18 protein-coding genes and 1 other RNA gene are annotated in these 26,381 nt (G+C 43.3%); 9 read left to right on the top strand and 10 right to left on the bottom strand.

Annotated elements, in window-relative coordinates:
• Nucleotides 1-1,955 precede the first annotated feature (1,955 nt).
• Both M1L62_RS25555 and M1L62_RS29775 read left to right on the top strand, forming a co-directional pair.
• On the top strand, nucleotides 1,956-2,405 hold the full coding sequence (locus M1L62_RS25555; protein WP_254562662.1) for a DNA adenine methylase: 450 nt from the start codon (nucleotides 1,956-1,958) through the stop codon (nucleotides 2,403-2,405).
• 2 nt (nucleotides 2,406-2,407) lie between these two features.
• Entirely contained in the window at nucleotides 2,408-2,698 is a 291-nt protein-coding gene (locus M1L62_RS29775; RefSeq protein ID WP_374760323.1) for a DNA adenine methylase, read from the top strand.
• A 98-nt stretch (nucleotides 2,699-2,796) separates the two neighbouring features.
• Here M1L62_RS29775 and M1L62_RS25560 read toward each other — a convergent pair whose 3' ends face one another.
• The 3 genes from M1L62_RS25560 to ssrA form a co-directional block, all read right to left on the bottom strand.
• The gene (locus M1L62_RS25560) at nucleotides 2,797-4,155 is read right to left on the bottom strand and encodes a hypothetical protein (RefSeq protein WP_254562492.1); all 1,359 of its coding nucleotides are present in this window, start codon (nucleotides 4,153-4,155) and stop codon (nucleotides 2,797-2,799) included.
• Nucleotides 4,156-4,172: 17 nt separating this feature from the next.
• Entirely contained in the window at nucleotides 4,173-5,375 is a 1,203-nt protein-coding gene (locus M1L62_RS25565; protein ID WP_254562493.1) for a tyrosine-type recombinase/integrase, read from the bottom strand.
• A gap of 104 nt (nucleotides 5,376-5,479) precedes the next feature.
• Nucleotides 5,480-5,852, bottom strand: a transfer-messenger RNA (tmRNA) gene (gene ssrA, locus M1L62_RS25570).
• A 299-nt stretch (nucleotides 5,853-6,151) separates the two neighbouring features.
• Here ssrA and M1L62_RS25575 point away from each other — a divergent pair.
• Nucleotides 6,152-7,378 (top strand): C40 family peptidase, encoded by a 1,227-nt coding sequence (locus M1L62_RS25575; RefSeq protein ID WP_254562494.1) that lies wholly within the window; start codon nucleotides 6,152-6,154, stop codon nucleotides 7,376-7,378.
• A 16-nt stretch (nucleotides 7,379-7,394) separates the two neighbouring features.
• Here the strand turns inward: M1L62_RS25575 and M1L62_RS25580 are convergent, their stop codons facing one another.
• Entirely contained in the window at nucleotides 7,395-9,707 is a 2,313-nt protein-coding gene (locus M1L62_RS25580; protein WP_254562495.1) for a TonB-dependent receptor, read from the bottom strand.
• 189 nt (nucleotides 9,708-9,896) lie between these two features.
• On the opposite strand from M1L62_RS25580, the gene M1L62_RS25585 reads away from it, so the two are divergent.
• The 3 genes from M1L62_RS25585 to hemF all read left to right on the top strand — a co-directional run bounded on the left by M1L62_RS25585 (nucleotide 9,897) and on the right by hemF (nucleotide 12,703).
• Nucleotides 9,897-10,271 carry a BlaI/MecI/CopY family transcriptional regulator gene (locus M1L62_RS25585; protein ID WP_254562496.1) on the top strand — a complete coding sequence of 125 codons (375 nt, stop codon included), beginning with the start codon at nucleotides 9,897-9,899 and terminating at the stop codon, nucleotides 10,269-10,271.
• Nucleotides 10,264-11,691 carry a M56 family metallopeptidase gene (locus M1L62_RS25590; protein WP_254562497.1) on the top strand — a complete coding sequence of 476 codons (1,428 nt, stop codon included), beginning with the start codon at nucleotides 10,264-10,266 and terminating at the stop codon, nucleotides 11,689-11,691. Before M1L62_RS25585 ends, M1L62_RS25590 begins: the two co-directional genes overlap by 8 nt.
• A gap of 94 nt (nucleotides 11,692-11,785) precedes the next feature.
• On the top strand, nucleotides 11,786-12,703 hold the full coding sequence (gene hemF, locus M1L62_RS25595; protein ID WP_254562498.1) for an oxygen-dependent coproporphyrinogen oxidase: 918 nt from the start codon (nucleotides 11,786-11,788) through the stop codon (nucleotides 12,701-12,703).
• A 148-nt stretch (nucleotides 12,704-12,851) separates the two neighbouring features.
• Here hemF and menC read toward each other — a convergent pair whose 3' ends face one another.
• The gene (gene menC, locus M1L62_RS25600) at nucleotides 12,852-13,949 is read right to left on the bottom strand and encodes an o-succinylbenzoate synthase (protein ID WP_254562499.1); all 1,098 of its coding nucleotides are present in this window, start codon (nucleotides 13,947-13,949) and stop codon (nucleotides 12,852-12,854) included.
• Between the two features lie 67 nt (nucleotides 13,950-14,016).
• Here menC and lpxK point away from each other — a divergent pair, with 67 nt between their 5' ends.
• The 3 genes from lpxK (at nucleotide 14,017) to M1L62_RS25615 (ending at nucleotide 20,128) form a co-directional block, all read left to right on the top strand.
• Entirely contained in the window at nucleotides 14,017-15,048 is a 1,032-nt protein-coding gene (lpxK, locus tag M1L62_RS25605) for a tetraacyldisaccharide 4'-kinase (RefSeq protein ID WP_254562500.1), read from the top strand.
• A gap of 36 nt (nucleotides 15,049-15,084) precedes the next feature.
• Nucleotides 15,085-17,046: a putative porin gene (locus M1L62_RS25610; RefSeq protein ID WP_254562501.1), complete on the top strand. Its 1,962-nt coding sequence runs from the start codon at nucleotides 15,085-15,087 to the stop codon at nucleotides 17,044-17,046.
• Nucleotides 17,047-17,215: 169 nt separating this feature from the next.
• On the top strand, nucleotides 17,216-20,128 hold the full coding sequence (locus tag M1L62_RS25615) for a PD-(D/E)XK nuclease family protein (RefSeq protein ID WP_254562502.1): 2,913 nt from the start codon (nucleotides 17,216-17,218) through the stop codon (nucleotides 20,126-20,128).
• Between the two features lie 6 nt (nucleotides 20,129-20,134).
• On the opposite strand, the gene M1L62_RS25620 is transcribed toward M1L62_RS25615, so the two are convergent.
• From M1L62_RS25620 to M1L62_RS25640, 5 genes are all read right to left on the bottom strand, one after another.
• Complete coding sequence (locus M1L62_RS25620) at nucleotides 20,135-20,329, bottom strand: hypothetical protein (protein WP_254562503.1); 195 nt, start codon at nucleotides 20,327-20,329, stop codon at nucleotides 20,135-20,137.
• Nucleotides 20,330-20,361: 32 nt separating this feature from the next.
• Nucleotides 20,362-21,099: a glycosyltransferase family 2 protein gene (locus M1L62_RS25625; protein ID WP_254562504.1), complete on the bottom strand. Its 738-nt coding sequence runs from the start codon at nucleotides 21,097-21,099 to the stop codon at nucleotides 20,362-20,364.
• 112 nt (nucleotides 21,100-21,211) lie between these two features.
• Nucleotides 21,212-21,586 carry a hypothetical protein gene (locus M1L62_RS25630; protein ID WP_254562505.1) on the bottom strand — a complete coding sequence of 125 codons (375 nt, stop codon included), beginning with the start codon at nucleotides 21,584-21,586 and terminating at the stop codon, nucleotides 21,212-21,214.
• 93 nt (nucleotides 21,587-21,679) lie between these two features.
• On the bottom strand, nucleotides 21,680-22,429 hold the full coding sequence (locus M1L62_RS25635) for a LytR/AlgR family response regulator transcription factor (protein ID WP_254562506.1): 750 nt from the start codon (nucleotides 22,427-22,429) through the stop codon (nucleotides 21,680-21,682).
• A gap of 10 nt (nucleotides 22,430-22,439) precedes the next feature.
• On the bottom strand, nucleotides 22,440-26,018 hold the full coding sequence (locus M1L62_RS25640; RefSeq protein WP_254562507.1) for a sensor histidine kinase: 3,579 nt from the start codon (nucleotides 26,016-26,018) through the stop codon (nucleotides 22,440-22,442).
• Nucleotides 26,019-26,381 lie beyond the last annotated feature (363 nt).

Below are 26,381 nucleotides of genomic sequence, written 5' to 3' on the forward strand. Positions count from 1 at the left end.
TTTTGTTTGTGGTAATCCCGAAAGATCCCACGTTATCTTCTTAAACGAACTATCTTGTTACTCTCTTCATCATGTCAAAGAACTCTGCTTCGCGTCTTCCGAAACTTGTTGCGGTGATCGTTTTCACTGCCGTTGTCCCCGATTGGGAGTGCAAAAGTCCTACATTTATTTTTAAGATGCAAGCCTCAATGCAAAGTATTTTCAAAAAAAGTTGAACAAAATGGGTAAGTCGCTGAAAGTCAAATTTATTAAAGTGAAACTTTTTCTAAACTTTTTTGGAGAAACCATTTTAAAACCTGGCTTCTGGCGAAAATCGGTATTTCAGTGGTCCTGATGGTGCTCAGCAAATCGTTGTATGGTTCATTAGGGAGCAGATCAGGGTCAGCCCGGATGGTGTGCCTGTTTTAAGACTATAAGTTATCGTTGNATTAGGGAGCAAAAACTACGGCTCGATATGTTTTAGAAAACAAAACATATTTGCGCCTCCATATTCAGACTCCGATAATGGAAAATTTCCTGTATCGAAAACCACTGCTCTCCAACCTGGTGACTGGCAGTTCGTGCTTTTTCTGGCCGTTATCATTCTTGTCGATACTGCTTCGGTATATTCAAAGCTTGGAAAAAGAAAACTTTGGAATCCCGAGCATAGACCAGACTATTCAAAAAGATCCTGATTTACGCCTGGATCCTAATCACCTCACACGTTCTGATCAGAATCGAAATTTTCGGGACTACAACCGGTCTTTTTTAATTGAGTGAACGATCTGCTTTACTGTATCATCATTGTTCTGGAAACGATGTCCATCTTTGAAAATGTCGGAAAAATCCGTCCGATCTACTCCATAAAAATATCCTGGCTATACTAAAAAGTTTGACGAATCGGGCGAATTTAAAGACTTAGTATAATGGAAATAGTTGTTTCAAGACGCTGGCTTGACGTCAACAGTACAGCAAGTTCCATAGTGGTGGACGGCCAGGCGTATTACTTTATTTTAGAGGACCGCGACCACGGACTAAAATAAGACATGCCTCTGGCTGATATCGCCAGGGAAAAGGTATACGGCAAAACGGCAATTCCAACCGGCCGTTACCAGGTTGCCCTCACGTATTCCAACCAGTTTAAAGGCTTTTACCTATCCTGATAAACGTGCCAGGCTTCGCGGGGATTCGGATATATCCGGGTAATTGACACAGAAGGGTGTTTGTTACCTGGTAAAACATTTTGGAAGGAAGATCAGGATTTTATGGTAGGTACTAGTCGGCCACGTACGAAGGTCTTCAAAATAAGATTACTGATACACTGAAACGAGGGGAGCAAGTTTGGTGTGAAATCGTTACAGCGTACACCTAATGCAATGATTTATATGAATAATGAGGGATTTCAGGCGTTGATCGTGGGATTTACCTCATTATTCACCAATCACTTTACACATTAAAATGGTGAGTATGAAATCCGGATTTATTAAAAAGGGAAAAACATATAGTTTGTTGATAAGAACAACGCCAGTGAAGCGATAATGTATAGCGACAAGATTATTAATCATTTCGCATCCTTACGCTCGCCGTCAACTTTCACATGATCAAAATTTACCAGTAGGTATGTAATTAACGGAATAGCGATTGCTACAATTAAAAAGACCAACACCCCAACGACGTAAAGTGAGGCAGTTTTGTCTTCAATAGGTTTTCGTAAGCTTGGAAACAAACTAAAAACATTAACGTATACTAATCCCGTCAATGCCATAATTGCATGTAAATGAGGTTTCTTCGTTCCTAGGAAATTTTTAAATAATAAGTAAATCTGAGAATAGAGGTAGGTAAACAGGTTCATAAAAAACGGCCTTTTGGTAGCCGCGCAAATTACGGATTTTCTCATCACTAAATTTTACAATCAAAAGCTATCAAAATCTATGAGTTTAAAAACTCCGATTACCTGCTACTGCGGTAAGCAAAATATGCTACCTTATATTCTCCCCAAAATACCACGACACTTACATGACATTGAACCGTTCTTTGGAGGCAGGGCTGTCTTCTGGGCAAAAGAGCCCTCCTTTTTCGAAGTTGTTAATAATATCAACAATAGGATCATGACCTTTTATAAGGTGCTCAAATACGACTTTGAAGAAATTGAAAAACTTGTCGACGAAACCTTTCACAGTAGGGCGCAGCACCGGGAGTCTGATGAGCTTTATATCTCTCAAAAAAACGAAGAGACTAAACAGATTGAGAGCGCCTGGTCTGTATGGGTGCAGAGCAACATGAGTTTTAGTAGTATGATAGGGGGCGGGTCGGTTACGACCGTGCTGGAAAATGTCCATTACGCCTTTCCAACAAAAAGAACCGGTTTACTGAGCAGTATAAAAATAGGCTGCAACGCGTTACGATTGAAAGTTATGATGTACTAAAAGTGATCCGGGCATATGACGGCCCAGACTCTTTCTTTTATCTTGACCCGCCGTATGTTTCTTCCGATCAAGGCCCGTACAAGGGTTATACAATGGATGACTTCAAAGCGTTGCTCGATGCTTGCGTAAACATGAAAGGGAAATTTCTATTAAGTAGCTACCCGGAAAAACTACTGATGAAATACCGAAATGCTTACGGCTGGAAAACAGAAAATCATGAAAAAACACTCGCCGTGGATGGACGTCGAAAAGAGTCCAAGACCAAAGTCGAGTGTCTAACCTGGAATTATTAAAGAAACCGGATTGCCCCCCGTCAATCCGGCAACTAAATATATTCTGCCATAAAAAACTTTAAATCAAAACGGAAACACTTGGTGCCGAACTTGGCGTTTTAATTTTGTCTTGGATATTCCGTATCATTGAACTCAGTTCTCTTATATCGGGTTAATATGCCTGTTTCTGCTTGGAGTTCTTGCACATATTTTTGTAGATCATAATTCCAACTACTGCAGTCGAAACAAATTAGATCTTCTGCTCTTTTGGATACATCAATTCCAGATTCCATGCCAATGCCAATTACATATTTGGCATCAGGTCGTATTAGCCTAAGCACGAGACAATAAGATTGCAGCAGATCAAGTCGGTAAGATCGATATTCCTTATAACTCTGTGTTTTCGGATTATGATGCGGTAGCGCTGCAAAAACGTAATATATACCCGTACCCAGTTGCGGGTCCATGATTCGAAAGAGTTGTTGTTTTCCTGATGTCTTTGTAAGAATATCTATAAAGCTTTTTGAAAGATATCTACGAGAAAATCGGGGCTCCCGAGCCATGAATCGGATTGCCCTCTCCGCATCTACAAACCCACCTTCACTAACATAATGCTGACTTCTATTAATTGCATGTTTACTAAATTCTTCAATCAGATTATCCCAAAAATAACTGATTTTATCGGCCTCTTGCTGAGCGTGCCGATGCGGACTGTTGACGAACTTCTCCCAAGAGCCTTCAATTAAAGAAACGCCGTCAAATTCAGGCTTTGGATAAGTGAAGTTGTGTTCTTTATCCACATCTAGTGTTTGCAAATAGTCAGCTAACAGTTCTTCTTCCCCTGCGGCTTGTACCAAAAAGCCAGATTTTAAGAATTTTTCCCGCTTATTTATATAGTTGACGAAGTCGGTTACTGTGTCGAGACAGGTTAGAATCAATTCAAAAGCAACATCGTCTAATATGTGTACGAAGGTTTTTCTACCTGATATATCCCCCATGATAAATGGGGTATCATGATCTTCTATCAATTTCAAACTTGTATCAATTATCGGGCTACCAATTCCACCCAAAGCATCTCTACAAGGTTGCTGCGTACCATGAGCCACAAGAATTAAATGGATTCGAGTTGATGGTGAAATCGAGATGTTGATTGGAAATTTGAGAGTGTTTTTCGGGTCTAAGTATATATCGGCTGGAAATTGTTTTATCCAGCTTTCTGCACCCCAAAGCTGTTTTGCAGATGCAATTACAGCACTTTTAAACCATCGTTTCCAATTAACTTCTGGCTTTTCGTGGTTTCCATAGACACAATGCTTATCCGAAAAAATGATGATGTCGTCACCAACTACAACCAACAAGTCGCACAGCTCACTCGCAGGCGTTCTTCGTCTAAAGACATTGGGATAGCTATAAAGTGATAAAAATGTCCTATCGCACATTTTTATCAGATATTTTTCGGACTCGTTATATCCAGTCATAGCATTCTTTATCCGATTTAATGATGATCACTTCCAGCTTCTGGAAATAAATCTAATGCATCTTCGTCCATAAATAGACCAAGATCTCTCAAATATTTGTCAGTTGTACTAATATCCTTATGGCGGTTCTGAGCCTGAACCAATTTAATGTCTTTTGTTGCTAGATACAATGCAATATTTCCTGTATGTTTCCACCCATACAAATCGTAATCCTGATCAGTAAACTCTGCCTGATCAAGAACCTTTTTGTTGTGCATATACATATATTTGTTTCCAACAGGCTTGATACCCGGTTCACCAAATAGAGTAAATATGTAAAAATGTCCCGGGAACGAACGTAGTTTATATTCTTCAATTAGCTTCTGTAAGCCCTTGGGAATACGAATATGTTCTGTCAAATCATTCTTTGCAATTTCGGCTGGAACAACAATTGTCTTTTTAAGGATATGTTTAATTTGAAGATTCTGAGCTTCTTCCGCAGGGCGCAAAAAACAGTAGTATATAAAGTTTACAAAAAGCCATAACTGCTTGTCTCCTATCTCATCCAGGCAAACTTTCTTAAATTTTCGAACTTGGCTAGGTGAATACGGGATATGTTGACCAGATCTACCTTTTCTTTTTACAACCTTTAAAAATGGGTTGTCTTTAAGAATCTCCCTGGTTGTAAAGACCGTCCACATCGTTCTAAGTGTACTTATGAAATTGCTAAATGTCTTTTTTGAGAACCCAACCTTTGTATTCGTTTCTTCCTCTCTGGTATACGCGTCTAGAAAATCAGAAAAAGCAAACACTTCTTTCGTTCCAATACTTTTAATTGGTTTTGAGATAAAGCCAGCCTTTTCAGCCCATTCTTCAAATACTTTTAGATCTTTTTTGTAGCCTTTGTAGGTGTTTTCGGAAGCAGTGGCTTTCTTCATGCGCAAAAAACTAGCCATTGCATCTTTGATAGATGTTTTTGCGGTTAATTCTGCGGTAGGGTCGTCAATTTCATCGGTGATAAGGCCATTGGCTAGCGCTTTATTGATTACCGCAATGAATTTTTTGGCGTGGTCATACCTTTCCTTTTTTGAAGGATGCGATAACTTACTTCTTTTCCTAACAAGCTTCCCCTCTATTTCTGACCAGACGTAGTAATTAACATACCAGGGTTTTGAAATATCACCTTTCCTATCTGCTAAAACCGCTTCTTTATATGGATATTTTGCCTGACTGGCACTCATAACTAACCCTTGTGATTCAATAATTAACTGGCACCCAATTGGCACCAAGCCACTTTCATCATCATAAAAAGAGCCGTAAGTTTCTGACTTACAGCTCTTTTCAAAAGTGGAGACGGAGGGATTCGAACCCTCGTCCAGAACAGGGAAACCCTGCGCCTTCTACATGCTTATCCGCGATTAGATTTTCGAGCCAGACAAGGTTCACGGCGGACCCGCGTCTTGGCCTTAGGTCCTAGGGTCTCGTTGGCTTTCCGTACCACTATGCCAACCAGCGCTGATTTGCGACACCCCGGAGCCCAACCATCAGCGCGTAGGTTGGAGGGATGATGGCATTTGCTAGATCCTCCGGATTAAGCAGCCATGGCGTAAGTATTTTCGCCAGTTATTGTTTGAAAGGTATTATTTACGGGAGGTACCCCCAGCTCCCGACATGCTTACACACAGAATCCCAACCCGCTGTCAATTCCAGTCGCCCCCAAAGCGGCGCAGAAACGAACCTGTGATAAATCACCCGGTTGGCTGCTGGTAGTAGACAATGATAAGTGCGGGATAGTTCCCCTTTATTTGAGATTATTTATAAACTATCATAATCCTAGTTAAACAAGAAACATACAAACTTCTTAATATCAACATGATACTATTAAAAAAACGGATCAGTTTTCTATACTATTTTTATTCATTTTACCCCGACAAACATTTTCGCACATGCCTTCACTCCTTTAACTGATGCAAAACCACTTCTTGATAATGTTGGAATTCGTTCCTATTTTTAACTTATGATATCCCGAAAAATAATCCTCTTCCTTTTGCTGTCGCCTGTTTTCACACGGGGTGCACAGCCTGATAACAAACCTGACTCGGTCCATATAAAAAAGATTTTTGAAATTGGGGAGACAGTTCGAAAAGAATACGCACCGGATAAACGTACTGCCATTTTTCAGGTTAATACCGATAGCACGGGCAACGTTACGGTTGAGACGACTGAGCCCAAAGCAGTCGAAAAGCTCTCGGCCCTAATGAAGGAGAAATTTATCAACGCTACGTTCAGCATCAATCTGCTCCCCGCCAAATCACTCGGGGAGCAGCTTTTCGGACTTGTCAATGTGTCTGTTGCCAATATCCGTTCAAACCCGAAAAACGCAGCCGAACTTGCCACACAAACGCTACTGGGAACGCCACTGGATATCCTGAAAAAGGATGGTTATTATTATCTCGTCCGTACACCCGACGGTTATATTTCCTGGCTTGATGCAGGTGCCATTATTTTCAAGACTGCTTTGGAAATGGAGGATTGGAAAAAGAAGGACAAATTGATTTTTGTAGACGACTATGGCCATGCTTTCATCAGTCCTGATACGAAGTCGCAAAGGATTTCCGACCTGGTAATGGGTGACATACTCGTCAATGCGGGCAAGGAAAAAGGATTTTTCAAAGTGACCTATCCCGATGGTAGAAAAGGTTTTGTTGCGCAAAACCAGGTTAAAGATTATGACAAATGGATTAAAAAACCTGCTCCAACCCCTCAACAGATGATAGAAATCGCCAAAACCATGATCGGTGTCCCGTATTTATGGGGAGGCACTTCTGTAAAAGGAGTCGATTGCAGCGGTTTTACCAAAACAGCTTTTTTCATGAACGGCGTTGTGATCCCACGTGACGCTTCCCAGCAGGTACTCGTTGGAGAGCCGGTAAGCGTTCTGAAAAGCGACACATTAAATCTTGACGCAGCGCTGAAAAACTTAAAACCGGGAGACCTGATCTTCTTTGCAGGTGGTAAAAACAGATCGCCTCATGCGAGGGTCACACATGTCGCCATGTACCTAGGCAACGGAGAATTTATCCACGCAGCCGGTCAGGTCCGGATCAACAGCATGAGACCGGAAGCCGCTAATTATGATGACTTCGAAACCCGCACCGTCGTCGCTGCACGGCGATACATTGGGAATATCGGCACGGCAGGAATAACCCCAATCGCCAAACACCCCGCCTATCAGCCAAACTAACTTTTCCACAAAACCACTAAAATTCCCACCGGTAACTCAGGACCGGGATCAGACCGAGCTGATCTTTGCGAACGATCTGTTTTTGATACGTGTCATAATAACTGTAAGCCTCATTTTTGGTAGCCGAAATATTCTGAATATCAAGTGCCAAAGTCCGGCTGTATTTTGCCTTGCTTTTTTTCCAGTAAATCCTCAGGTCAGGACGGAAATAATCTTGCATTTTGACCGAAAATGCACGGTTCGCATCATACACAGTCGTGTTTGCCGCGGTGGACGCCTCCGTATCAATAGGCGTTTCCCTAAACCCTCCTATCCACAGAATTTTCGTGTTGATCCCCCAGGTGCTTTCCCTGCCCGACTTAAATTCTTTTCCTCCTGTAAAGCTAAACGTATGCCTTCCGTCGAAACGGCTTTTCCTTCTGATCCCGTCAGAACCCACATAGGTGGCGTCATACAAAGAGCCCGATATCAAATAATAATATTGGCCGGTCAACAGCTTTTGAAAAGTTGCTTCAATACCATAATTACGTCCCTTGCCCGTTCCCGAAAGTTTTTGATCCACGAAAGTTTCAATCAGGTTGATTGCAGAAAATGATCCGGAGAGCGCATTCACGGGTATCTGATACAATTCCTGATCATAAACCTCTACTTTCAGGCTCGTACTGTTACCGAAATTCTTTTGATATCCCATCACAAAATGGTGTGATTTTGAGGGCCCCAGAAGCAAATTGGAATGCAGCGGCGACTGAACATTTTTCCCCGATATATAAACCTGCGGAAGCTGCAACTGGCTATGCAGCCCATAAGAAAAACTGATTTGCTGGGATGAATTGACCTGAAAACGCAAGGCTGCCCTCGGTTCCAGAGAGTTACTTTTTGAAGTGGTGTAGTACAAGTTGTGAATACCAATTTCGGAGGTCAACCGGGACGACAAATGATAATTCCAGCTGGCAAATGGCTGAATCACAAATCCGTCTATTTTACCGACTTGCGGTTTTTTGATATCCGGCGATGCAATCCCATCGGTCTGCCAGGTTGCATACATACCCGTTTTCAGCCGGCTTCTTTCGTTGAAACGATAAGTTAGTGTGCTGCTCAGCGACACGCGTCCTTTGGTCTGCTCATCACGTTCCCTTAAATTTTTGTCCTGCACATTTTCCGGGTTGACAACATAACCTTCCCTTGACATTTTCAAACCGGAAGCTACAATTGTCGAGTTTAACGAGGCACGACTGCTCAATCCCAGCATATGTGTGGCGCCCACAGCCCCCATTTTATTCTTATAGATAATATCCTGCCCGTCCTTTTCAAATTCCCAGGCTGTTGTGTCCTTATCCGCTTTAAACGTGTTACTACTCACACCGCCCAGTCCAAAAAATGTAAAAGTCCCGGCCTTTTCCGTGGGTAGACTGATATTGAACGAAAAGTCCTGAAAACGGATATCTTCACCGCCAAAATTCACGCCCATCGCACCCAGCAATCCTGTAAATGAATAACGGTAATTGGCCAGATAAGAAGCTTTCGATTTTTTGGAAAATGGCCCTTCCGCCGCCAGATCCAGACCGATCAATCCGGCCTGGGCCGTAAACTCTGTCTTTTCATCATTCCCTTTCCGCAGATTCATATCGAGTACGCCCGAAAGCGCGTTGCCATACTGGGCAGGAAAGGCTCCGTTCAGAAAATAAGAAGTACCCAGCAGCTGGGTGCTCAGAATATTAACTCCACCGCCCGTCTGCGTGGCCCGATCGCTGAACGTCCCGGCATTGGAAAGGTGGTTAGGATTTACAATCTCGACCCCTTCTAGCCTCCATTGCATGCTGTTCGGCGAGTTTCCTCGGATAACCAGGCCATTTGCCTGATCATTGGCTGCCGCTACACCGGCGAATGAGGTCGTGACTCGTGCCGGGTCCAGGTACGTAGCCGCATAACGCAGCGTTTGCTCGATGGTAATCGCCTGCACGCTGTTGAACGCAACCGGGCGGGACGACACCACCGTTGCCTCGGCAAGCTGACCCGCACGCACTCCTAATTTAATCTCCTGCACATTTTCCTTCCCCGATTCAAGCAGGATTTCCGGAATTGTTATTTTGTCATAACCTACAAACGAAACTGTTAATGAATATCTGCCTGCCGAGATCCCGGTAAAACGAAAGTTCCCCAAAACGTCGGTAACGCCGCCCGTTTCCGATGGCGATAACACCACATGGGCACCGGCAAGCGGAATCCCGGTATCGGCATCTTTCACCGTTCCCCTGATGGTGGAAGTTATATTCTGAGCTTTTGTAAAAAGTGTTGAGAGCAAAAATAAAAGCAGTAGACTAAATCGCATTTCGAATGGTTAAGGTGACAATTTCTCGCTTTAAATATAAGACGTTTACCATCGGATACTAATCGGATAGGCCGTTATTTTTCCTCTACCATCTGCAAATCACCCTTACGGTTTAAATATTTTAGAAAAACATTTGCTTGTGAAAATTTTAACTCTACATTTGTAGAGTTAAATCTAAAAACGTAGAATATGGAATTAACCAAAGCCGAAGAACAGCTCATGCATTACATCTGGAAGCTAAAAAAGGCTTTCATGAAAGACCTGATCGATTCCTTTCCGGATCCAAAACCGGCGGGAACAACCGTGGCAACGCTTCTGAAAAGAATGCAGGACAAAGGTTTTGTTGGTTATATCCTGTATGGCAATTCCCGGGAATATCATGCGCTGGTCTCGAAGACCGACTACTTCACGAAACATGTCAACGGCATAATCAAAACCTTTTTTAACGACTCTGTCTCACAATTCGGTTCCTTTTTCGCAAAAGATACCAATATGAGCACGCAAGAACTTGAAGATCTCAGAAAAGTGATAGACGAAGAAATCAAAAGAAAGAAAAATGACTAGCTATCTGATAAAGTCGGTTTTATGCTCGGGCTTGCTCCTGCTCTTCTATCATCTGTTTCTCGAAAGAGAAAAGATGTTTTTCTTCAACAGATTATATCTGCTGTTCTGCATCGTTTTCGCGCTGGGAATTCCATTGTTAAGCATTGAATTCAGTTCCGAAAAGTTACCGGACCCGATCATTGATTATGCGCAAACGGATTACCTGAAAACCGACAGGTTACCAGTCGAAATGCTGAAACAGACAACACTGAAAGAGGATCCAACCGACTGGACTCAGCACCTCCCTCTCGTCTTTTACGGTTTTATCACCTGCTTTTTATTGTTCCGATTTATCAAAAATCTACGTACTGTTCTGCTGCAAAAATCAGGCAAAGACATCATGGATTATAAAAAGGCGAAGCTGGTGTTAGTACCGGAAAATACAATTACGTACACCTTCCTCAACTATATTTTTGTCAATAAAGCTGAACTCTCTAATGGCTGCGTCCGGGAAGAAATTTTGGCACATGAGCACGCCCACGTAGCTCAAAAACATACCCTGGATGTACTTTTTACGGAGCTGGTCCAGATTTTCTTTTGGTTCAACCCATTCTTTTACTATTTCAAAAAAGCGATGCGCCTGAATCACGAGTTTCTTGCCGATGAAGCAGCGCTTGAAATTGCTTCTGATACCGGATCATACAAACTTTTGCTTCTCGATAAAATACTATCAGGCACCCTCGTAAACCTTACCAGCAGCTTTAATTACTCCATCACCAAAAAACGACTAGCCATGATGACCAGACCTTCCAATCCGTCGCAAAACCTGATTAAACAAACCGTTTCTTTCTTTCTCGTTCTAGGACTTGGCTTTACCTTCTGTCAGAAAATTTATTCACAAAAAAACGAAAAAGAACCCTCAGAAAAACCATCAAAAGCTACACCTGTTGTACAAAATGGTAAGGGTTTATCAGAGGAACTTATGTCTGAATTTACAGAAACGATAAAAAAACACACCAGATACACCAAGGAAGAACTACGTTACAACGAAATTTACGAGCTTAATATTGAACAGAAAAAACGTCTGTTTTATTTGTACAGCCGTATGAGTCCTGAGCAGCAAAAAGCATCCGGTGTTTTCGTATTCGAGAGCCCTGTACCTGTTAAAAAAACGCCCTCTCCCGAATTATTCGAAAAGTGGAAAAATTCAAAAGTATTTGGAGTCTGGATCAATGGAAAAAAAATTAACAACACAGAATTAGAAAACTATAAATACTCGGACATTGTAGAAACCGAGATCTTTAAGTTGTACGGCAAAGCAAGAACAAATGTGGCCTATAAATACCAACTGGAATTGACGACTAACGACCTTTTCGATAAAACCTACAACGAAAGGATGCGAGACCGGATATCCTTATGGCAGAGAATCGCGATGAAATAAGCAATCCTCATTAAATTTCACCGCGAAGAGTCTCCATTAAAGTGTCTGCTTTTAGATTTATCGTAATTTTGCCCCGTACAATTTCCGATTTATAATGAAGGTTGAAGATATAGAGTCGTTTTTCAAACAGTTACAGGATAATATTTGTGCTGCGATACAGGAAGCAGACGGCCAAAGCGAGTTTAAGGAAGACTTGTGGCAGCACCATTCCGGCGGCGGCGGACGCACACGGTTAATTCAAAATGGCGGTGTGATCGAAAAAGGCGGCGTTAATTTTTCAAGTGTAAAAGGCGAGGTACATCCACGGCTTCGTCAGCAAATGCAGTTAAGTGACACCGATGACTTCCATTTCACGGCCACCGGCGTATCGATTGTCATGCATCCAAAAAACCCTCATGTGCCGATTATTCATATGAATGTGCGGTATTTTGAGCTAAGCAACGGAACCTGCTGGTTTGGCGGCGGTATTGACCTGACGCCGCACTATGTGATCGAAGAGGATGCGAAGACTTTTCACAATCATCTTAAAACCGCATGCGACAAACATCATCCTGATTTTTATCCCAAATTTAAAACCTGGGCCGATGATTACTTCTTTATACAGCACCGGAATGAAACAAGAGGAATCGGCGGAGTTTTCTTCGACTATTTGAAACCCGATGAAGCCGGATATGGAAACAACCTGTCCAAGGAAGAGTTGTTTGCTTTTGTAAAGGAAATCGGAGAGAGTTTTGCCCCCGTTTACACGCGTCTGATGGCCAAGTACAAAGACAAGCCATTTTCTGAAGAGCAAAAGCAGTGGCAATACCTGCGCCGTGGCAGATATGTGGAGTTTAATCTGGTCTGGGATCGTGGCACCAAATTCGGGTTGGAAACCAACGGCCGCACCGAATCGATTTTGATGAGCTTGCCTCCGCAGGCCAATTGGGAGTATAACTTTATACCCGAAGAAAATTCAGTAGAAGCCAAAACACTCGCCTGGTTAAGAAAGGGTGTTGAGTGGGTAGAATAACCTGAATAATTACATTTTTCACGATATCATGTCGTGAAAAATGTAATTATTCCTCATTTATGAGGTAGAAGGACATGAAATAGTGACTGCGTACTATATAGCTATATAGCGGCAGTTGCCATCGTTCATTAGTATCGTACCTTGCTTTTTACTTCCAGGCATTTTCATCCAGAGCGATGTTCCATTCCCGGCTCCTGTCATAAAACAGGTAACCATTCTCCGTTTTTAGCGGCGAGTCGAAGTTGTTATGATAAAGTGCTCCGGTCCCCAAACCCTGTGGCAGCTGGTTATCAAAAGAAGCGGTAAACTGCGCAATCGCATTGAGGCCAATATTGGATTCGAGCGCGGAAGTCACCCACCAGCCTATGGAAAGTCTGTTCGCTATTTCAATCCATTCCTTACAATGCTGGAAACCACCCAATAATGTTGGTTTCAGGATAATAAACGGCGGCTGTGTTTTTTTCAGAAGTGCAAATTTCTTGCGATAGTCAAAAATTCCGATCAGCTCTTCATCCAGCGCTACCGGTACCGATGAATTTGCACATAAATCTGCCAGTAAATCAAGCTGCCCCGCACGAACCGGCTGCTCAATGGAATGCAGCTCATATTGTGACAAACGTTTTAACTTATCTTCAACGTCTTCAGGCTGGAACGCGCCGTTGGCATCCACCCTTAACGTAATTTCAGACGCAGAAAACCTTGTACGGACTGATTCCAGTACACGGCACTCCTGGTCAAAGTCAATGGCGCCTACTTTCATTTTCAGCGTTGTGTACCCCTGTTCAAGTTTATCTTCGATCTGGCGGACCATATGATCATAAGAACCCATCCAGATCAGCCCGTTCATCGGGATACCCTTTTCACCTTTTGAAAACGGATTTTTGTAAGGCACTTTTTGCCCGCCGTTCATAAAGTCAAGCAGGGCCATTTCAATACCAAACCTGACCGACGGCAAATGTTCCGGGATCACCTGTTGTAAAATGATCGACAGGTTAAAAGGAAAAACTTCAAGATCCAGCTGATTGAACAACTCGCAAACCTCTGCCAGCTGCACATCAAAATCCGGGATATCATCCACACTGAGTCCGGGAAGAGGCCCGCACTCGCCATACCCTACGACACCCGGCTGTTCTTCATCCGTAACTTTAAGAATCCACGAAGTTTTTTGTGTCAGCACCCCGCGTGAAGTACCGGCCTCCATTCGAAAATGGAGCGTATAGGGTTGAAACACAATTCTTAAAGGCATATTTTGCGGTGTCAGTTTTTTTTCGGGGAACAATATTAACCAAAAAATATGTAATTATGCAGATAAGATGGCAGAACATAATTGGATAAAAGTAATACTGACACCATTTTCGTGGGTATACGGTTTGATAACCTTGCTCCGGAATTTCCTCTATGACACCGGTATCAGCACATCCGGAAAGTCACCACAATTCACAATTTCAGTAGGAAACCTCACCGTAGGAGGAACAGGAAAAACCCCTGTCGTTGAATATCTTACCAAACTTTTATCACAAAATAACCAGCCTGCCATTTTAAGCCGGGGTTATGGCAGAAAGACAAAAGGATTGCTGTTTGCAGACAATTCTTCAACGGCTTCTGACATCGGAGACGAGCCTTTACAATATTTTTCAAAATTTGGAAAAAACATTGTTGTCGCCGTCTGTGAAAAACGTATAAACGGGGCAATTGCGATTAAAGAACGATATCCTGAACGCAACATTCTGCTGCTCGATGACGCCTACCAGCACCGGGGCATTCAGCGCGATGTTAACATTTTGCTCAACGACTACAACCGTCCTTTTTACGAAGACCTTCCGTTTCCGGCTGGCCGCTTACGCGAAACCCGCAGCGGAGCAAGCCGGGCCGACGGTATTATCGTGACCAAGTCGCCCGACAATTTATCGGAAAACGAAAAAGACAAAATCCGGAAATCCATTCGTGTGTACAGCCGGCCGGAAACACCTGTCTTCTTCACTTCCATCTGTTATTCCAACCCGTTTGGTTATGATGGCGCGCCTGTTTTGTTAAAAAAAGTTATAATCGTAGCCGGTATAGCCAATCCACAGCCCTTTACTGCATACCTTCGGAGCCGGTATGACGTTATTGAGGAGATAATTTTTCCGGATCATCATAATTACACCCATACCGACCTGGAACATCTTATTAAGTACATAAAAAACGATACTTTTGTACTCACAACCGAAAAGGATATGGTCAAGCTAAAACCGCTTGCTGCCCAATCAGGAGTTATGGATCGTTTTGCCTATTTGCCCATGGAGATGAATTTCGGTGCCGATACCGAAACTTTTAATCAATGGATTACCCAAAATACCCTATGACTCCGGCTTTAAATCGGTGGAATTATTGAATCGTTTATGAGAATTTTATTAGCTGTTGTTTTTTGGGTTTCGTGTAGCTTCCTGCTTTTCCAACATGCTGCTGTTGCGCAGATCAAACTTCCCAGTGGTATGAATATGCCCGGAGGTGGAGGAGGCGGTTCCGGCGGCGGTGGCAAAGGTGGAGGTGCGATACTTGACGACAGCACAAAAACCATTTACGGCCCGAAGACTACACTGCATTTTTTTGAAAATGATATTATAAACAACCGCGATTCGGTCCGTTACCGCGTCGATACGCTTCTTCCCGATTTTAACCGTTGGACACCGGTGGATCGTTCCTACGGCAAACTGGTGGATCTGGGCAATGTCGGCACTGCATCCCGAAACCTGTTTTTTACTCCGCGCCAGGATATCGGGGCGCAACTGGGTATGCGTGCCTATGATCCCTACGCCATCCAGCAGGACGAAGTACAGTACATTGATACCAAGTCGCAGTACACCGACCTTACGTACCGGTCTGGTGGGAAAAAGACTACGCTGGGTCGTTTTGGTTATGCCCAGAATGTTAACCCGCGCTTCAATTTCGGGATCAGAGGCCAGCGCCTAACTTCCAACAAACAATATGGTACCTATGGCGTGGCTTCCGAAGCTTTACTTGGGCAAAACTGGACTTTTCTTCTGCACTCACATTATTTTTCAAAAGATAAAAAATACCTGATTCTTGCTCACTACCGCCATTTGAACCAAAAAGTGCGGGAACAGGGAGGTGTAATTCCTGATGAGGCTGTGGGTGGTGATGGTATTTACGCATACGATGGCCTTGCCCGGGCAAGCGACGATGCCAATTCCTGGGAAAGGCGCCACGTTTTTCACATTTATCAACAGTATAAACTGGTCAACGGCTTTCAGGTTTTCGCACAGACTGACTATCAAAGCATTATCAATCGTTATACCGACAAAGCGATTCAAAGAGGTATTAGTAATGGCCTGTATCCGGCATCCCGTTATGACTCGTTAAATACCAGACAGGATATTTTTTACAAACTGTTTGATAATAAGGTAGGTATCAAAGGTACTTTTTCCGGTTTTAATTACCGGGCTTATTTACGGCAGCGTTTTTATGGCTTGCGTTCCGGTAGCCAGGAGCCGAATACTGCCGGTTTTCTGACTACGGATTACAGAACAGGTTTAAAGCTTGAAAACATTGTCGGCCTTTGGCTTAGTTATTACCTGAAAGACTCTACGCAGCATTTAACCGCGGAAGGAGAACATTTACTCGGCAGGGATTTCAAACTGAAAGGCGAGCTCGATACCAAATGGGCCAAGGTTGGTTATCAGACCATTTTTACATCACCGGATCTGATCACTCAGAATTACATTGGCAACCATTTCGACTGGCAGAACAATTTTAAACTAACCGGAACCAATACCATTTACGGTTCTTTGCCGCTCAAAACTAAAAATATCCAGCTGACTCCCGAAGCGCAGTTTCATGTAGTCAACAATTATGTTTATTATGACACGGCGGCGCTTCCGAGGCAGCTCGGCAGCGCATTCACCATTGTTCGCATCGGAACTACCGCCAATATTCAGTTAAATCGCTGGAATATTTCAGGAATGGCTTATTATACGACCAATTCCAACAGCAATGTGGTGCGGATGCCAAAGTATTTTGCCAGCGGGCAAATTACCTATGACTTTACCTATTCGAAAGTATTGTTTATTCAGGCAGGCGTCTCGGCAATGTACCGTTCGTCTTATTTTGCAGATGCCTACATGCCAATTACGCAGCAATTCCATATCCAGAACAGTTTTGAAATCGACCAATATACCGTTGCCGATGTGTTTGCCAACGTCAGGATTAAACGTATCCGTCTGGCGTTTAAAATGGCCCACGTCAATCAGGGAATTGGTGTGCCGGGCTACTTTCAGACACCAGGATATCTCGGCTTGAAAAGGGCATTTTCATTTGGCGTAAACTGGCCGTTATTTGATTAGGACTTCGGCTGTCAGCTTTCGGCAATCGGCGGGCCGCCCCGGCCAGAAAATTTCCCGAGCGATAATTTTAAAACAGAAAACCTGTTTCTTACATCCATTTCCCTTAATTTTCCTGTAAAGAAATTAACAGCCGAAAGCAAATTGCCAGCAGCTGAAAGCCAACATCTATATGCCTTCCTTCCTCAACCAAGTAGCCAATCATATTTTAGAACAAAACGGCACCGAACTGGACCGTATCAGCATCGTTGTCCCTACCCGGCGCGCGGCATTTTTTGTCATGCAGGAATTGGCTAATAACACTACAAAGGCCATTATAAGCCCTAAGGTGGAAGCTGTGGATGATTTTGTGGAAGGAATTTGCACGCTGGAAATAGAAGATCCGGTTCACCTGTTTTTTGAGCTTTACGAGACATTCAAGGAAATAGATCCGGATGTTCAGTTTGACCGTTTTATGGGATGGGCTTCCGTACTGCTGAGTGACCTGGACAAAATTGATCAGTACCTTGTCAAAACCGACTATCTGTTCGATTATCTGTCTGAAGCAAAGGCAATTACACGATGGCAGGAGAATTTGCCGGAGGGTAAAACGCTCAAAAACAGCGGTGGCACCAAACAGTATTTTACGCTTTTTGAAAATATAAAAACGGTATACAGCACTTTCCGTCAACGGTTATTTGAAAAGGGAAAAGCATACCGCGGCATGGCTTACAGGCAGCTTGCAGAAGATGTCGACACGTTGCTGCTGCAAAGAACGGATAATGACAAAATCTATTTTGCCGGCTTTAATGCCTTTACCGAATCTGAAAAACGGATTGTAACGGCGTTGGTAAAAAAAGGCAGAGCTGAGGTTCTGTGGGACACCGACCGCTATTATATGTCGGAAAATACCGGCGTTGAGGCGGGTAAAAGTCTGCGGGAATATCAGGCGCAGAAAGTATTCGGAACGTGGAACTGGACGGACGACAATTTGCTGACGACCAAAAAGAATATCACAGTGTACGGCGTTCCGAACGCCACCTTGCAAACCAAAGTGGCAGGCCAGCTTTATGCCGCCATGAAGGCCCATGACATCCCCGATCAGCCCATTTCCACGGCAATTGTTCTGGCGGACGAAAACCTTTTAACACCGATGTTGTATTCGCTGGATGAAGAAATCAAAGATTTCAACATTACCATGGGACTTTCTCTGCGGAATTCGATGTTGTACACGCTGATCGACAGCGTTTTTGAGTTGCAGCAGAACGTTGTCGAATTTAGGAACAAAGACGGCCGCAATGTGCGCATTCCGAAGTTCAACCATAAGTCTATCAGCAAGGTACTGAACCATCCTTTTATCCGGCACTATGAGCATGCTGTGTTAAGGCCGGCCACAACCGAAATCAACACGATTATCCAGGAAACACTCTGGCAGATCACGGATGGAAACAGGGTTTTCCTGAGCTCGGAAGAACTGCTGGAACTGGGACAGGGAAATGTTTTGTTCGAAACTTTATTTAAACACTGGCCAAGAAATAACTCAAAGCTGGTCATCCAAACCTTTTATAACCTGATCGATATTCTACGGGAGGTTTACAAGGAATATAAAAATGCGCTTGAAACAGAGTATCTCTACCTTTTTTACACGCTGCTGAAACAATTTGAACAAACACTGGAAGACCGTCCCGAGATCATAACGCTGAAAACGCTCCGGTCTTTCATGTTTGAGCTGATCCGCCAGACGCGGATACCTTTCAGCGGTGAGCCTATAAGCTCTTTACAGATTCTGGGCATGCTCGAAACCCGGGCACTGGATTTTGAAAGAATCATTATCCTCTCTGTAAATGAGGGTACCATTCCGCAGGCCAAACGTCAGAATTCACTGATACCTTTTGATGCAGCACAGGCCGTGGGCTTGCCTACCCATCAGCATCAGGAAGCCGTGATGTCCTATCATTTTTACAGGTTATTGCAGCGTGCTTCCGAAATTCATATGCTTTACACGAGCACAAATGATGCACCGGGAGGCGGTGAAAAAAGTCGTTTTATCCAGCAGATCGAATTTGAACTGGCCCAGTACAATCCTGAAATCAGGATTCAGAACAAGACTGTTTCCTTTGCCAAAAAACCATCGGAAGAGTTAAGCGAAGATGTACCGAAAGATGCCGCCATGCTGGCTGCGATTCGCAGATATCTTTCAGGAAAAGGTATTTACCCGACACATTTAAATGAGCTGATCCGTTGCTCCATGCAGTTTTACCTCAAACATATTGTCGGGGTAAAAGAAGCAGAAGATGTAGAAGAGGAACTCGGCATGGATAAAATCGGGACGTGGATACATGCGAGCCTGGAAAAGCTGGACCAGGATTTCTTTTTACATGAAAAAGATCCCACGGAGGATCAGATCAAAATCATTTTACGTGACGAATTCGACAGGTTATTCCGTGGTTATATCACTGATCTTGGTTTAAATAAAATATACTATCACGTTGGTGAACAGCAGATTCTATCGTTTATCAGACATCAGATCAGCCAGCAGCCACGGCGTAAAATACTGGCAGCAGAACAGCCGCTACGTACCACGCTGACATTGAACCTGCAAAACGAGGATACGATAGTCCACGTTGGCGGAAAAATAGACCGAATTGAACTGAGCGGTGATCACACCCTTTATGTGATGGACTATAAAACCGGCAGTGTAGAACTTACCGGGAAACAGAAAGTTGCCGATCCGGAGCGACGAGAGGAAATTATTCGTACCGATCCGGACAGAAAGGCCGGATATGTGCGCCAGTTATGGCTTTACGAATACCTGATGTACCGCAAAATGCAGGACGAACAAGGGCTTACGATCGGTGGAAAAACCTATGAGTTTGGACAATATCTTGTCCGATCCGGCTTTTACTCTTTCCGTGACCCGACTAACCTGATTGCAAACCCGCTGGAATTGACCGAAGGCTTGGATGCAGCGCATTTTATTCAAAAATCGGAGCGGCTTCTCACTGAAATACTCGATAACTTACTTGACCCGGAAATCCCGTTCCGGAAAACAGACGATCTGAATGTCTGTACGTATTGTGATTTTACGGGAATTTGCGGTCGGTAGAAAGGATCAGGAAGATATCGCCTGATCGTTCAGGTGATATCTTCTTCTGATGTTATTGATAAGAAATTTCTTTTGTGCAGTAAAACTTTCCGGATGCATTGTCTTAAAAATATCCTCCCACTCTGCATATCTTCCATGATCTGCCTTTTGAAAAGCATCAGAATCTATTTTCTTCCCTTTGAGATATTCTTCAAATTCCATCCTGTAATTTTTATCCTGAATTTTAAATAAAACTATTTCGCGTTGAAAAAGCCGTATTTAAAAATACAATAAATTGCCCGAACTCCGTCTTTCCAGTTGATTTTTTTTCCTTCGGCATAAGTCCGCCCGTAGTAAGAAATACCAACTTCGTAGATTCTCAAACCCGGTACTCTGGCGATTTTAGCTGTTACTTCAGGTTCAAAACCAAATCTGGTTTCGGTCAGGTTAAGCTGTTGGATGGTATCCGTTTTGAAAAGTTTGTAACAAGTCTCCATGTCCGTAAGGTTCAGGTTCGTTGCCATATTCGACAGGAACGTGAGGACAAACTTATTACCAATGGTATGCCAGAAAAACAGAATACGGTGTGGTTTTCCTCCGATAAAACGGGATCCGAAAACGACGTCCGCATGGCCATCCCAGATCGGCTGTATTAAAATATTGTATTCTTCCGGATCGTATTCAAGATCGGCATCCTGAATAATCAGATATTCTCCCGAGGCATGTTTGATCCCTGTATGCAAAGCGGCTCCCTTGCCCTTGTTTACCTCGTGCTTCAGATAACGGATATTCAGTTCGGGATTGTTGGCTTTGTAATTCAGAATCGCCTCTTCGGTACCATCGGTTGAAAAATCGTTTACAATGATGACCTCTTTTTCAATATTATGGCTCAGCTCAACGTCCTTTATTTTATTGAGAATTAAATGAACTGTTCTTGCTTCATTGTAAGCGGGAATAATTATTGAGAGTTTGGTAAACGGATTACTGGTCATTTGATAAAGTTAAGATTCACAACGTTTCCTTGGAACGGATCGAAGATCGGACTTTTATGCGAAAAAATCATAGACCGGAGTACAAAATATTACTTTTCGGTATAAATTATTTCTATGTTATCGCCCTTAATACAATCACCTCCTTGCGATTGCCCGGGTCAAATTTCACCATGATCCTACTTCCTGAATGTAATGGCTCTTTTCCCGTATCCGGAATAACCTGCTGAACTTCTGCTACAAAATTCCTCCCTTTGTCGGGCTGAACCTGCATCTGTAACTTGATCTGTGGGAGATTGTTAATGTATAAGCCCGTCTCATTTGCATTCAGTACAATTGCTTCGGCCAACACTCCATTTTTTTCTATTTCCTGCACCGTCATTCTCTTCGGCTTCCCCAACATTTTGAGAAGCTTCCAGCCTGCAAAGAACATCACCACAATGATTGCCCCTTCCAGTATGCCCACGATCTGTATGACTATTAATTCCATAATATTTGCTTTGACAACACAAAGAAACAAACGGACTATCGGAGCTTCAATAAAAGTAATTTAACGGCTAGGCTAAACAAGCAAATGGTAAAATCAGCGGAAACTCAGCTGTTGCTGAACCTCATCCTTCTTCCTCCGCGAAATTTCAATCCTTGCGCCGTCAGACAATAACACCGACTCATGATTACTGCTCAATCTGACAATATGCGTTGAGTTGACGAGGTGTGATTTATGGGTTCGGATAAAGTTGAATTCATCCAGCATTTCTTCAAAATGTTTCAAAGTTTTACTCGCCACAAAAGGACGTTTGCCAACAAGGTGAATCACGGTATAATTACGGTCTGCTTCCAGCCTCAGTATTTCGTCCAGCGTGAAGAAAAACACGCCCTGACTTGATGGAACGGCCAAACGAAAATCTTTCACTTCCTTTTTCCCGATATTCTGAACCAGATTATCAAACAGCTCTTTCTTCTGTTTTGCCGGTTTTTGTTTGTCCAGATATCGCACAATAGCAGATTTCAATTCGTCAGGATCCACCGGTTTGAGCAGATAATCCAGCGCACTGAACCTGATCGCCTGAATCGCATATTGATTATAGGCCGTTGTAAAAATGATTTCAAATGTCGGTTCTTTTAAGGATAGCAGAAAATCAAAACCATTTTTGTGAGGCATTTCCACGTCAAGAAAAACGATTCCCGGCTGATACGTTTTAAGTAAATCCAACGCACCATCAACCGAATCGGCCTGCTGTACCTCTGTTATTTCCGGAATGAAATTCACAATATAATGATTCAGCACATTTCGTGCCTTTAACTCATCATCAATGATCAGAGCCTTTATCATAACTGTCGATTTATAGGTTTTTCAAATAAGTTGATAATTCGATTTCAATCAGTGTTCCGGTGGCCATGCCGTAGGCGTCGTATTTGTCTGTAATTTTCAAACTCGCGTGATTTCCCTGCCTTTGCAACAGATCAATCCGGTCTTTGGAAATCCGCAGCCCCTTCGATTCATGCCGTTTGGACTTGCTGTTTTGCTCTCTCAGTTCAAAGGATTTCCGCCTGCCTATGCCGTTATCTTCGATGCGGCACAGAAATACTTCTTCATCAATCTTGCGGAACTCTATGATCAGTTCCCGCTCACCGTTTTTATGCATCAAGCCGTGCCACAAGGCATTTTCTACGTATGGCTGCACCAGCATGGAAGGCAGACAGATCTGATCCTCCTCCAATTCATCATCCATCATGATGATGTAGGAAAAACTCTGTTCGAAACGCATCTGCTCCAATTCCAGGTACAATTCCAACACCTCCCGCTCCTCCTCTACCGTCACCAGATTTCGGCCCGAGTTATTAAGCACCATCCTGAAAAGTTTCGAGAATTTGTTCAGATATTTGCTCGCCTCTCCGTACTTCTCCGTGACGATACATTCCTGAATACTGTTCAGACAGTTGAAAACAAAATGCGGGTTCATCTGGGCCCGCAAAGCCATCAGTTGACTTTCTGCCAGCATTTTATTGATTTCAAGCAGCATAATTTCCTTTTCCTGCGCCTGTCCTTCGGCAATGGCTTCGGCGATTTTATTGGCACTTATGGAAGCAATAGTCGTCAGGGCTTTGGCGTGATCTTCCGTAAAAAAATACTTACGGCTATGTTCCGAGTCGATAACCCCGATCACCCTGCCGTCGTGCAGGATCGGAACTGCTATCTCTGACCGCCTGACTTCGTCGTCAACAATATACCTGTCGTCTTTTCTGGTGTCACCAATAATGAGTGGCTTGCCAACGGAAGCAGCTGTCCCCACAATTCCTTTCCCTACCTCTATTTCAATGGGGTTGATAATTTCATGCCCTTTTGGGTTTTTAGGACCATAGGCAGCTTTTTGTACCAGCCTGTTTTTTTCTGTATCCAGCAAATACACCACACAATCCTCAAACCTTAACTGAGAGATACAGTTACGGGCAATATCCCAGCAAATTTCATTCACCGAGTTTTCGCCATATACCGAATTGGCAAAATAATCGATCGTTTTTTCAATATTTCTTCTCTGTTTTCTGACCTGCAAGTTTTTATATACCAGAAACAAAAGCACCAGAGCAGTTAAAAAGCAAACAAAATAGAACCACCAGCTTTGCCACCAATGCGGTTTTACGAGGACGTTGAGCACGGTGATGTCTTTCATCCATTTCCCGTTTTCATCTGTACTCCTCACTTTGAAAATGTAGGTACCAGGTAAAAGATTGGTATAAGAAGCTGTAATCCCGCGTCCCGCATTAACCCAATCTTTATCAATACCTTCGAGCTGAAAACTGTATTGCAGCGAAGGAATATCACGGTGACTTAGAGATGCGTACTGAAAAGTCAGATAATCCTGATTGGGCTCAACTTCAAGAAAACCATTGTTTTCAAAGTCTGATTTTTCTTCCCCGAAAATTTTGACAGAGGTAAGATGCGGCGGCTTTTTCACGGGCATTCCTGCAAACCGGAAAGGGTCGATAACCACGATATGATCCAGCATAACGGCGTACACTTTCCCGTTCGCAATGGTCAGATTGTTCCAGTAATCCTGTAAAGTTTTGCCAAGATCAATTTCCACTTTCGTAACTGCCCTGGTATTCGGATTAAAAAACATAAGCCCCTCCCTGCTGGCAGCCCAAACGGCACCACGCGCATCGATACCAATACTGGAAATGTGGTCATAAAAAAGTCCGTTGCTGGTGTCAACACTATCGATTACAGCACCCTTTTTGTTCATTTTCAAAATGCCGCGACCCGCAGGGGCAGCCCATATGTTACCACCCTGATCTTCAACCAGTTTACTAACATAAAACTCATGCGGATTAAACACCGGTAGAATTGAAAACCGCTCGGTGGCATAGTCAAATTTCAACAGGCCGGTTCCATTCATTGAAAAGTAAATGGTGTTATCCCGGAGCTGCAAGAAACTCTGGAAGTTGTTATAGGTAAACAAACCACGGGAATTGTCCTTACCATCATATCGGTCGATCTTTTTTGTCTCCGGGTCATAGCGGTAAATGGCATCCTGCATGACATGAAACCATATTTTGCCCTTATGATCGACAAAAACAAAATTCACGAATTTATCCGCCAGATCGCCTTTGCCCAAATTCAGCCGTTCCAGCGAAGCCCCGCCTTTCTTCAAAGAGTACAAGCCATTTTCTCCCGCAAACCACCAGGTATCCTTATATTTGGCTGACATCATAAATCTGTTTCGCCGCAAACCCGGTACAATGTATCGTCTGTAATTTCCATCAGCCATATTGTAGACCACCACCCCTTCTTCCTTGCTTGCCATGATAATATCGCCGTCGACACTGATATGATTGGCCTGCGCAAAACCCGTCTCAAGGAAAAATCTGAAACTTGGCAGCTGATAAATAGACAGAAGCGGATATTGCGCCTGGCTCTTACTGACACCATTGATGGTGCCGATCCAGACGTTGTTTTCCTCATCCTCAATCACATCCCGAAAATGACCGTAACCAATGGTGTAGGTTTCGTTCTGGCTGTAGGGGATCTTTTTAATCGGTTTGCCCGGTTCTTTTATAAATGCTGAGAAAAGCCAGGTCGAAATCCATAACCGGTCTTTACTATCAATGAACAATCTGTTACAACCATCGTTGATAACAATCCCGGCCAGTTCCAGATATTTCTGAATTGTATTTTTCCGCCAATCCCAAAAATTAAGCGACGGATCATCGTCACAACCGTACCAGACATTTCCATGGCGATCCACCGCAAGGGCATGTACGTTACCAGATTTAAGAATCGGTAGATGCAGCGGGTTATTTTCTTTATTATAAACCCCTCCGGTCTTAAAATCGATAAAAAATGGCTTCGTGGCGGCAATCCAAAATCCGGTCCTTGCGGTATCCCAAACCATCGCCGACAGGGCATAGTCTTCTTTATCAAGGATCTTGGCCTCAGGAAAAAGGGCGGTGACCGGAAATATTTTCCCCGAGGTATAAATATAAATTTTCGATGAAGTCCCCAATCTTGTCCCAATCCAGATCCTGTCCCTGTTATCCTTCTGGATTGAGGCGACCACGTCTTCCTTTAAACTGTCAAAGCGATGGTCTGTTGAAAAACGTCCCGTCCGTTTACTAAATAACAAAACACCTTTCCGGGTGCCGATTAGCAGCGTATCGTCTCCGTTAAAAGGCTGGATGGCATTAATGTAAGGATTCTTGATACCGTTGCCACTCTTGTATTGCTGGATTACCGCGCCGTCATAACGGTTGAGTCCGTTTGTCGTGCCAATCCACAAAAAACCGTCGCTGTCCTTATAAAGTGCCCTGACTTGCTTGGCGCTTAGCCCATCCTGCCATCTGAGATTTTGAAATATGGTCTGCGCCGGTAAAAATAACGGTAAAAAACAAAACAATACAATTGTAAAAATCTTCCGATACATATTGTTGAGTTGATAAAACCTGCCTTTTAATACCCGTTCTTTGAACAATTTAAACGCTGGGATCAAAGAAAACCAATCTGATAGAATCAAAATATTATTATACAATTACCTAAATAGTACCATCATTATCAAATGCCATCATTTGAATTTCCAAACCGGCTGGCTGGAAATCAGGTCGTTCCCGATCTTGAATCAAACCATTGAAATTCGCCTGCAATATCCGTAATTAACCACGACCATGCTAACCGTTCGCTATTTCGTGCAACCGTTTGTTCATCATTTTTGGGAAAGCAATAACAACCTGCAAAATTCGTATCAAAATCAGATATCAACCTTTATATCAGCAGGATACTGCAACGCTGA

This window comes from Dyadobacter diqingensis, assembly GCF_024220585.1.
In the GTDB taxonomy this organism is placed as follows: Bacteria; Bacteroidota; Bacteroidia; order Cytophagales; family Spirosomataceae; genus Dyadobacter; species Dyadobacter diqingensis.

Excerpts from the sequence above, each read along its gene's own strand:
- M1L62_RS25555 (WP_254562662.1), top strand. The coding sequence starts at position 1,956 with ATGCTACCTTATATTCTCCCCAAAATACCACGACACTTACATGACATT.
- M1L62_RS25560 (WP_254562492.1), bottom strand. The coding sequence starts at position 4,155 with ATGACTGGATATAACGAGTCCGAAAAATATCTGATAAAAATGTGCGAT.
- M1L62_RS25565 (WP_254562493.1), bottom strand. The coding sequence starts at position 5,375 with ATGAGTGCCAGTCAGGCAAAATATCCATATAAAGAAGCGGTTTTAGCA.
- M1L62_RS25575 (WP_254562494.1), top strand. The coding sequence starts at position 6,152 with ATGATATCCCGAAAAATAATCCTCTTCCTTTTGCTGTCGCCTGTTTTC.
- M1L62_RS25580 (WP_254562495.1), bottom strand. The coding sequence starts at position 9,707 with ATGCGATTTAGTCTACTGCTTTTATTTTTGCTCTCAACACTTTTTACA.
- M1L62_RS25585 (WP_254562496.1), top strand. The coding sequence starts at position 9,897 with ATGGAATTAACCAAAGCCGAAGAACAGCTCATGCATTACATCTGGAAG.
- M1L62_RS25590 (WP_254562497.1), top strand. The coding sequence starts at position 10,264 with ATGACTAGCTATCTGATAAAGTCGGTTTTATGCTCGGGCTTGCTCCTG.
- hemF (WP_254562498.1), top strand. The coding sequence starts at position 11,786 with ATGAAGGTTGAAGATATAGAGTCGTTTTTCAAACAGTTACAGGATAAT.
- menC (WP_254562499.1), bottom strand. The coding sequence starts at position 13,949 with ATGCCTTTAAGAATTGTGTTTCAACCCTATACGCTCCATTTTCGAATG.
- lpxK (WP_254562500.1), top strand. The coding sequence starts at position 14,017 with ATGGCAGAACATAATTGGATAAAAGTAATACTGACACCATTTTCGTGG.
- M1L62_RS25610 (WP_254562501.1), top strand. The coding sequence starts at position 15,085 with ATGAGAATTTTATTAGCTGTTGTTTTTTGGGTTTCGTGTAGCTTCCTG.
- M1L62_RS25615 (WP_254562502.1), top strand. The coding sequence starts at position 17,216 with ATGCCTTCCTTCCTCAACCAAGTAGCCAATCATATTTTAGAACAAAAC.
- M1L62_RS25620 (WP_254562503.1), bottom strand. The coding sequence starts at position 20,329 with ATGGAATTTGAAGAATATCTCAAAGGGAAGAAAATAGATTCTGATGCT.
- M1L62_RS25625 (WP_254562504.1), bottom strand. The coding sequence starts at position 21,099 with ATGACCAGTAATCCGTTTACCAAACTCTCAATAATTATTCCCGCTTAC.
- M1L62_RS25630 (WP_254562505.1), bottom strand. The coding sequence starts at position 21,586 with ATGGAATTAATAGTCATACAGATCGTGGGCATACTGGAAGGGGCAATC.
- M1L62_RS25635 (WP_254562506.1), bottom strand. The coding sequence starts at position 22,429 with ATGATAAAGGCTCTGATCATTGATGATGAGTTAAAGGCACGAAATGTG.
- M1L62_RS25640 (WP_254562507.1), bottom strand. The coding sequence starts at position 26,018 with ATGTATCGGAAGATTTTTACAATTGTATTGTTTTGTTTTTTACCGTTA.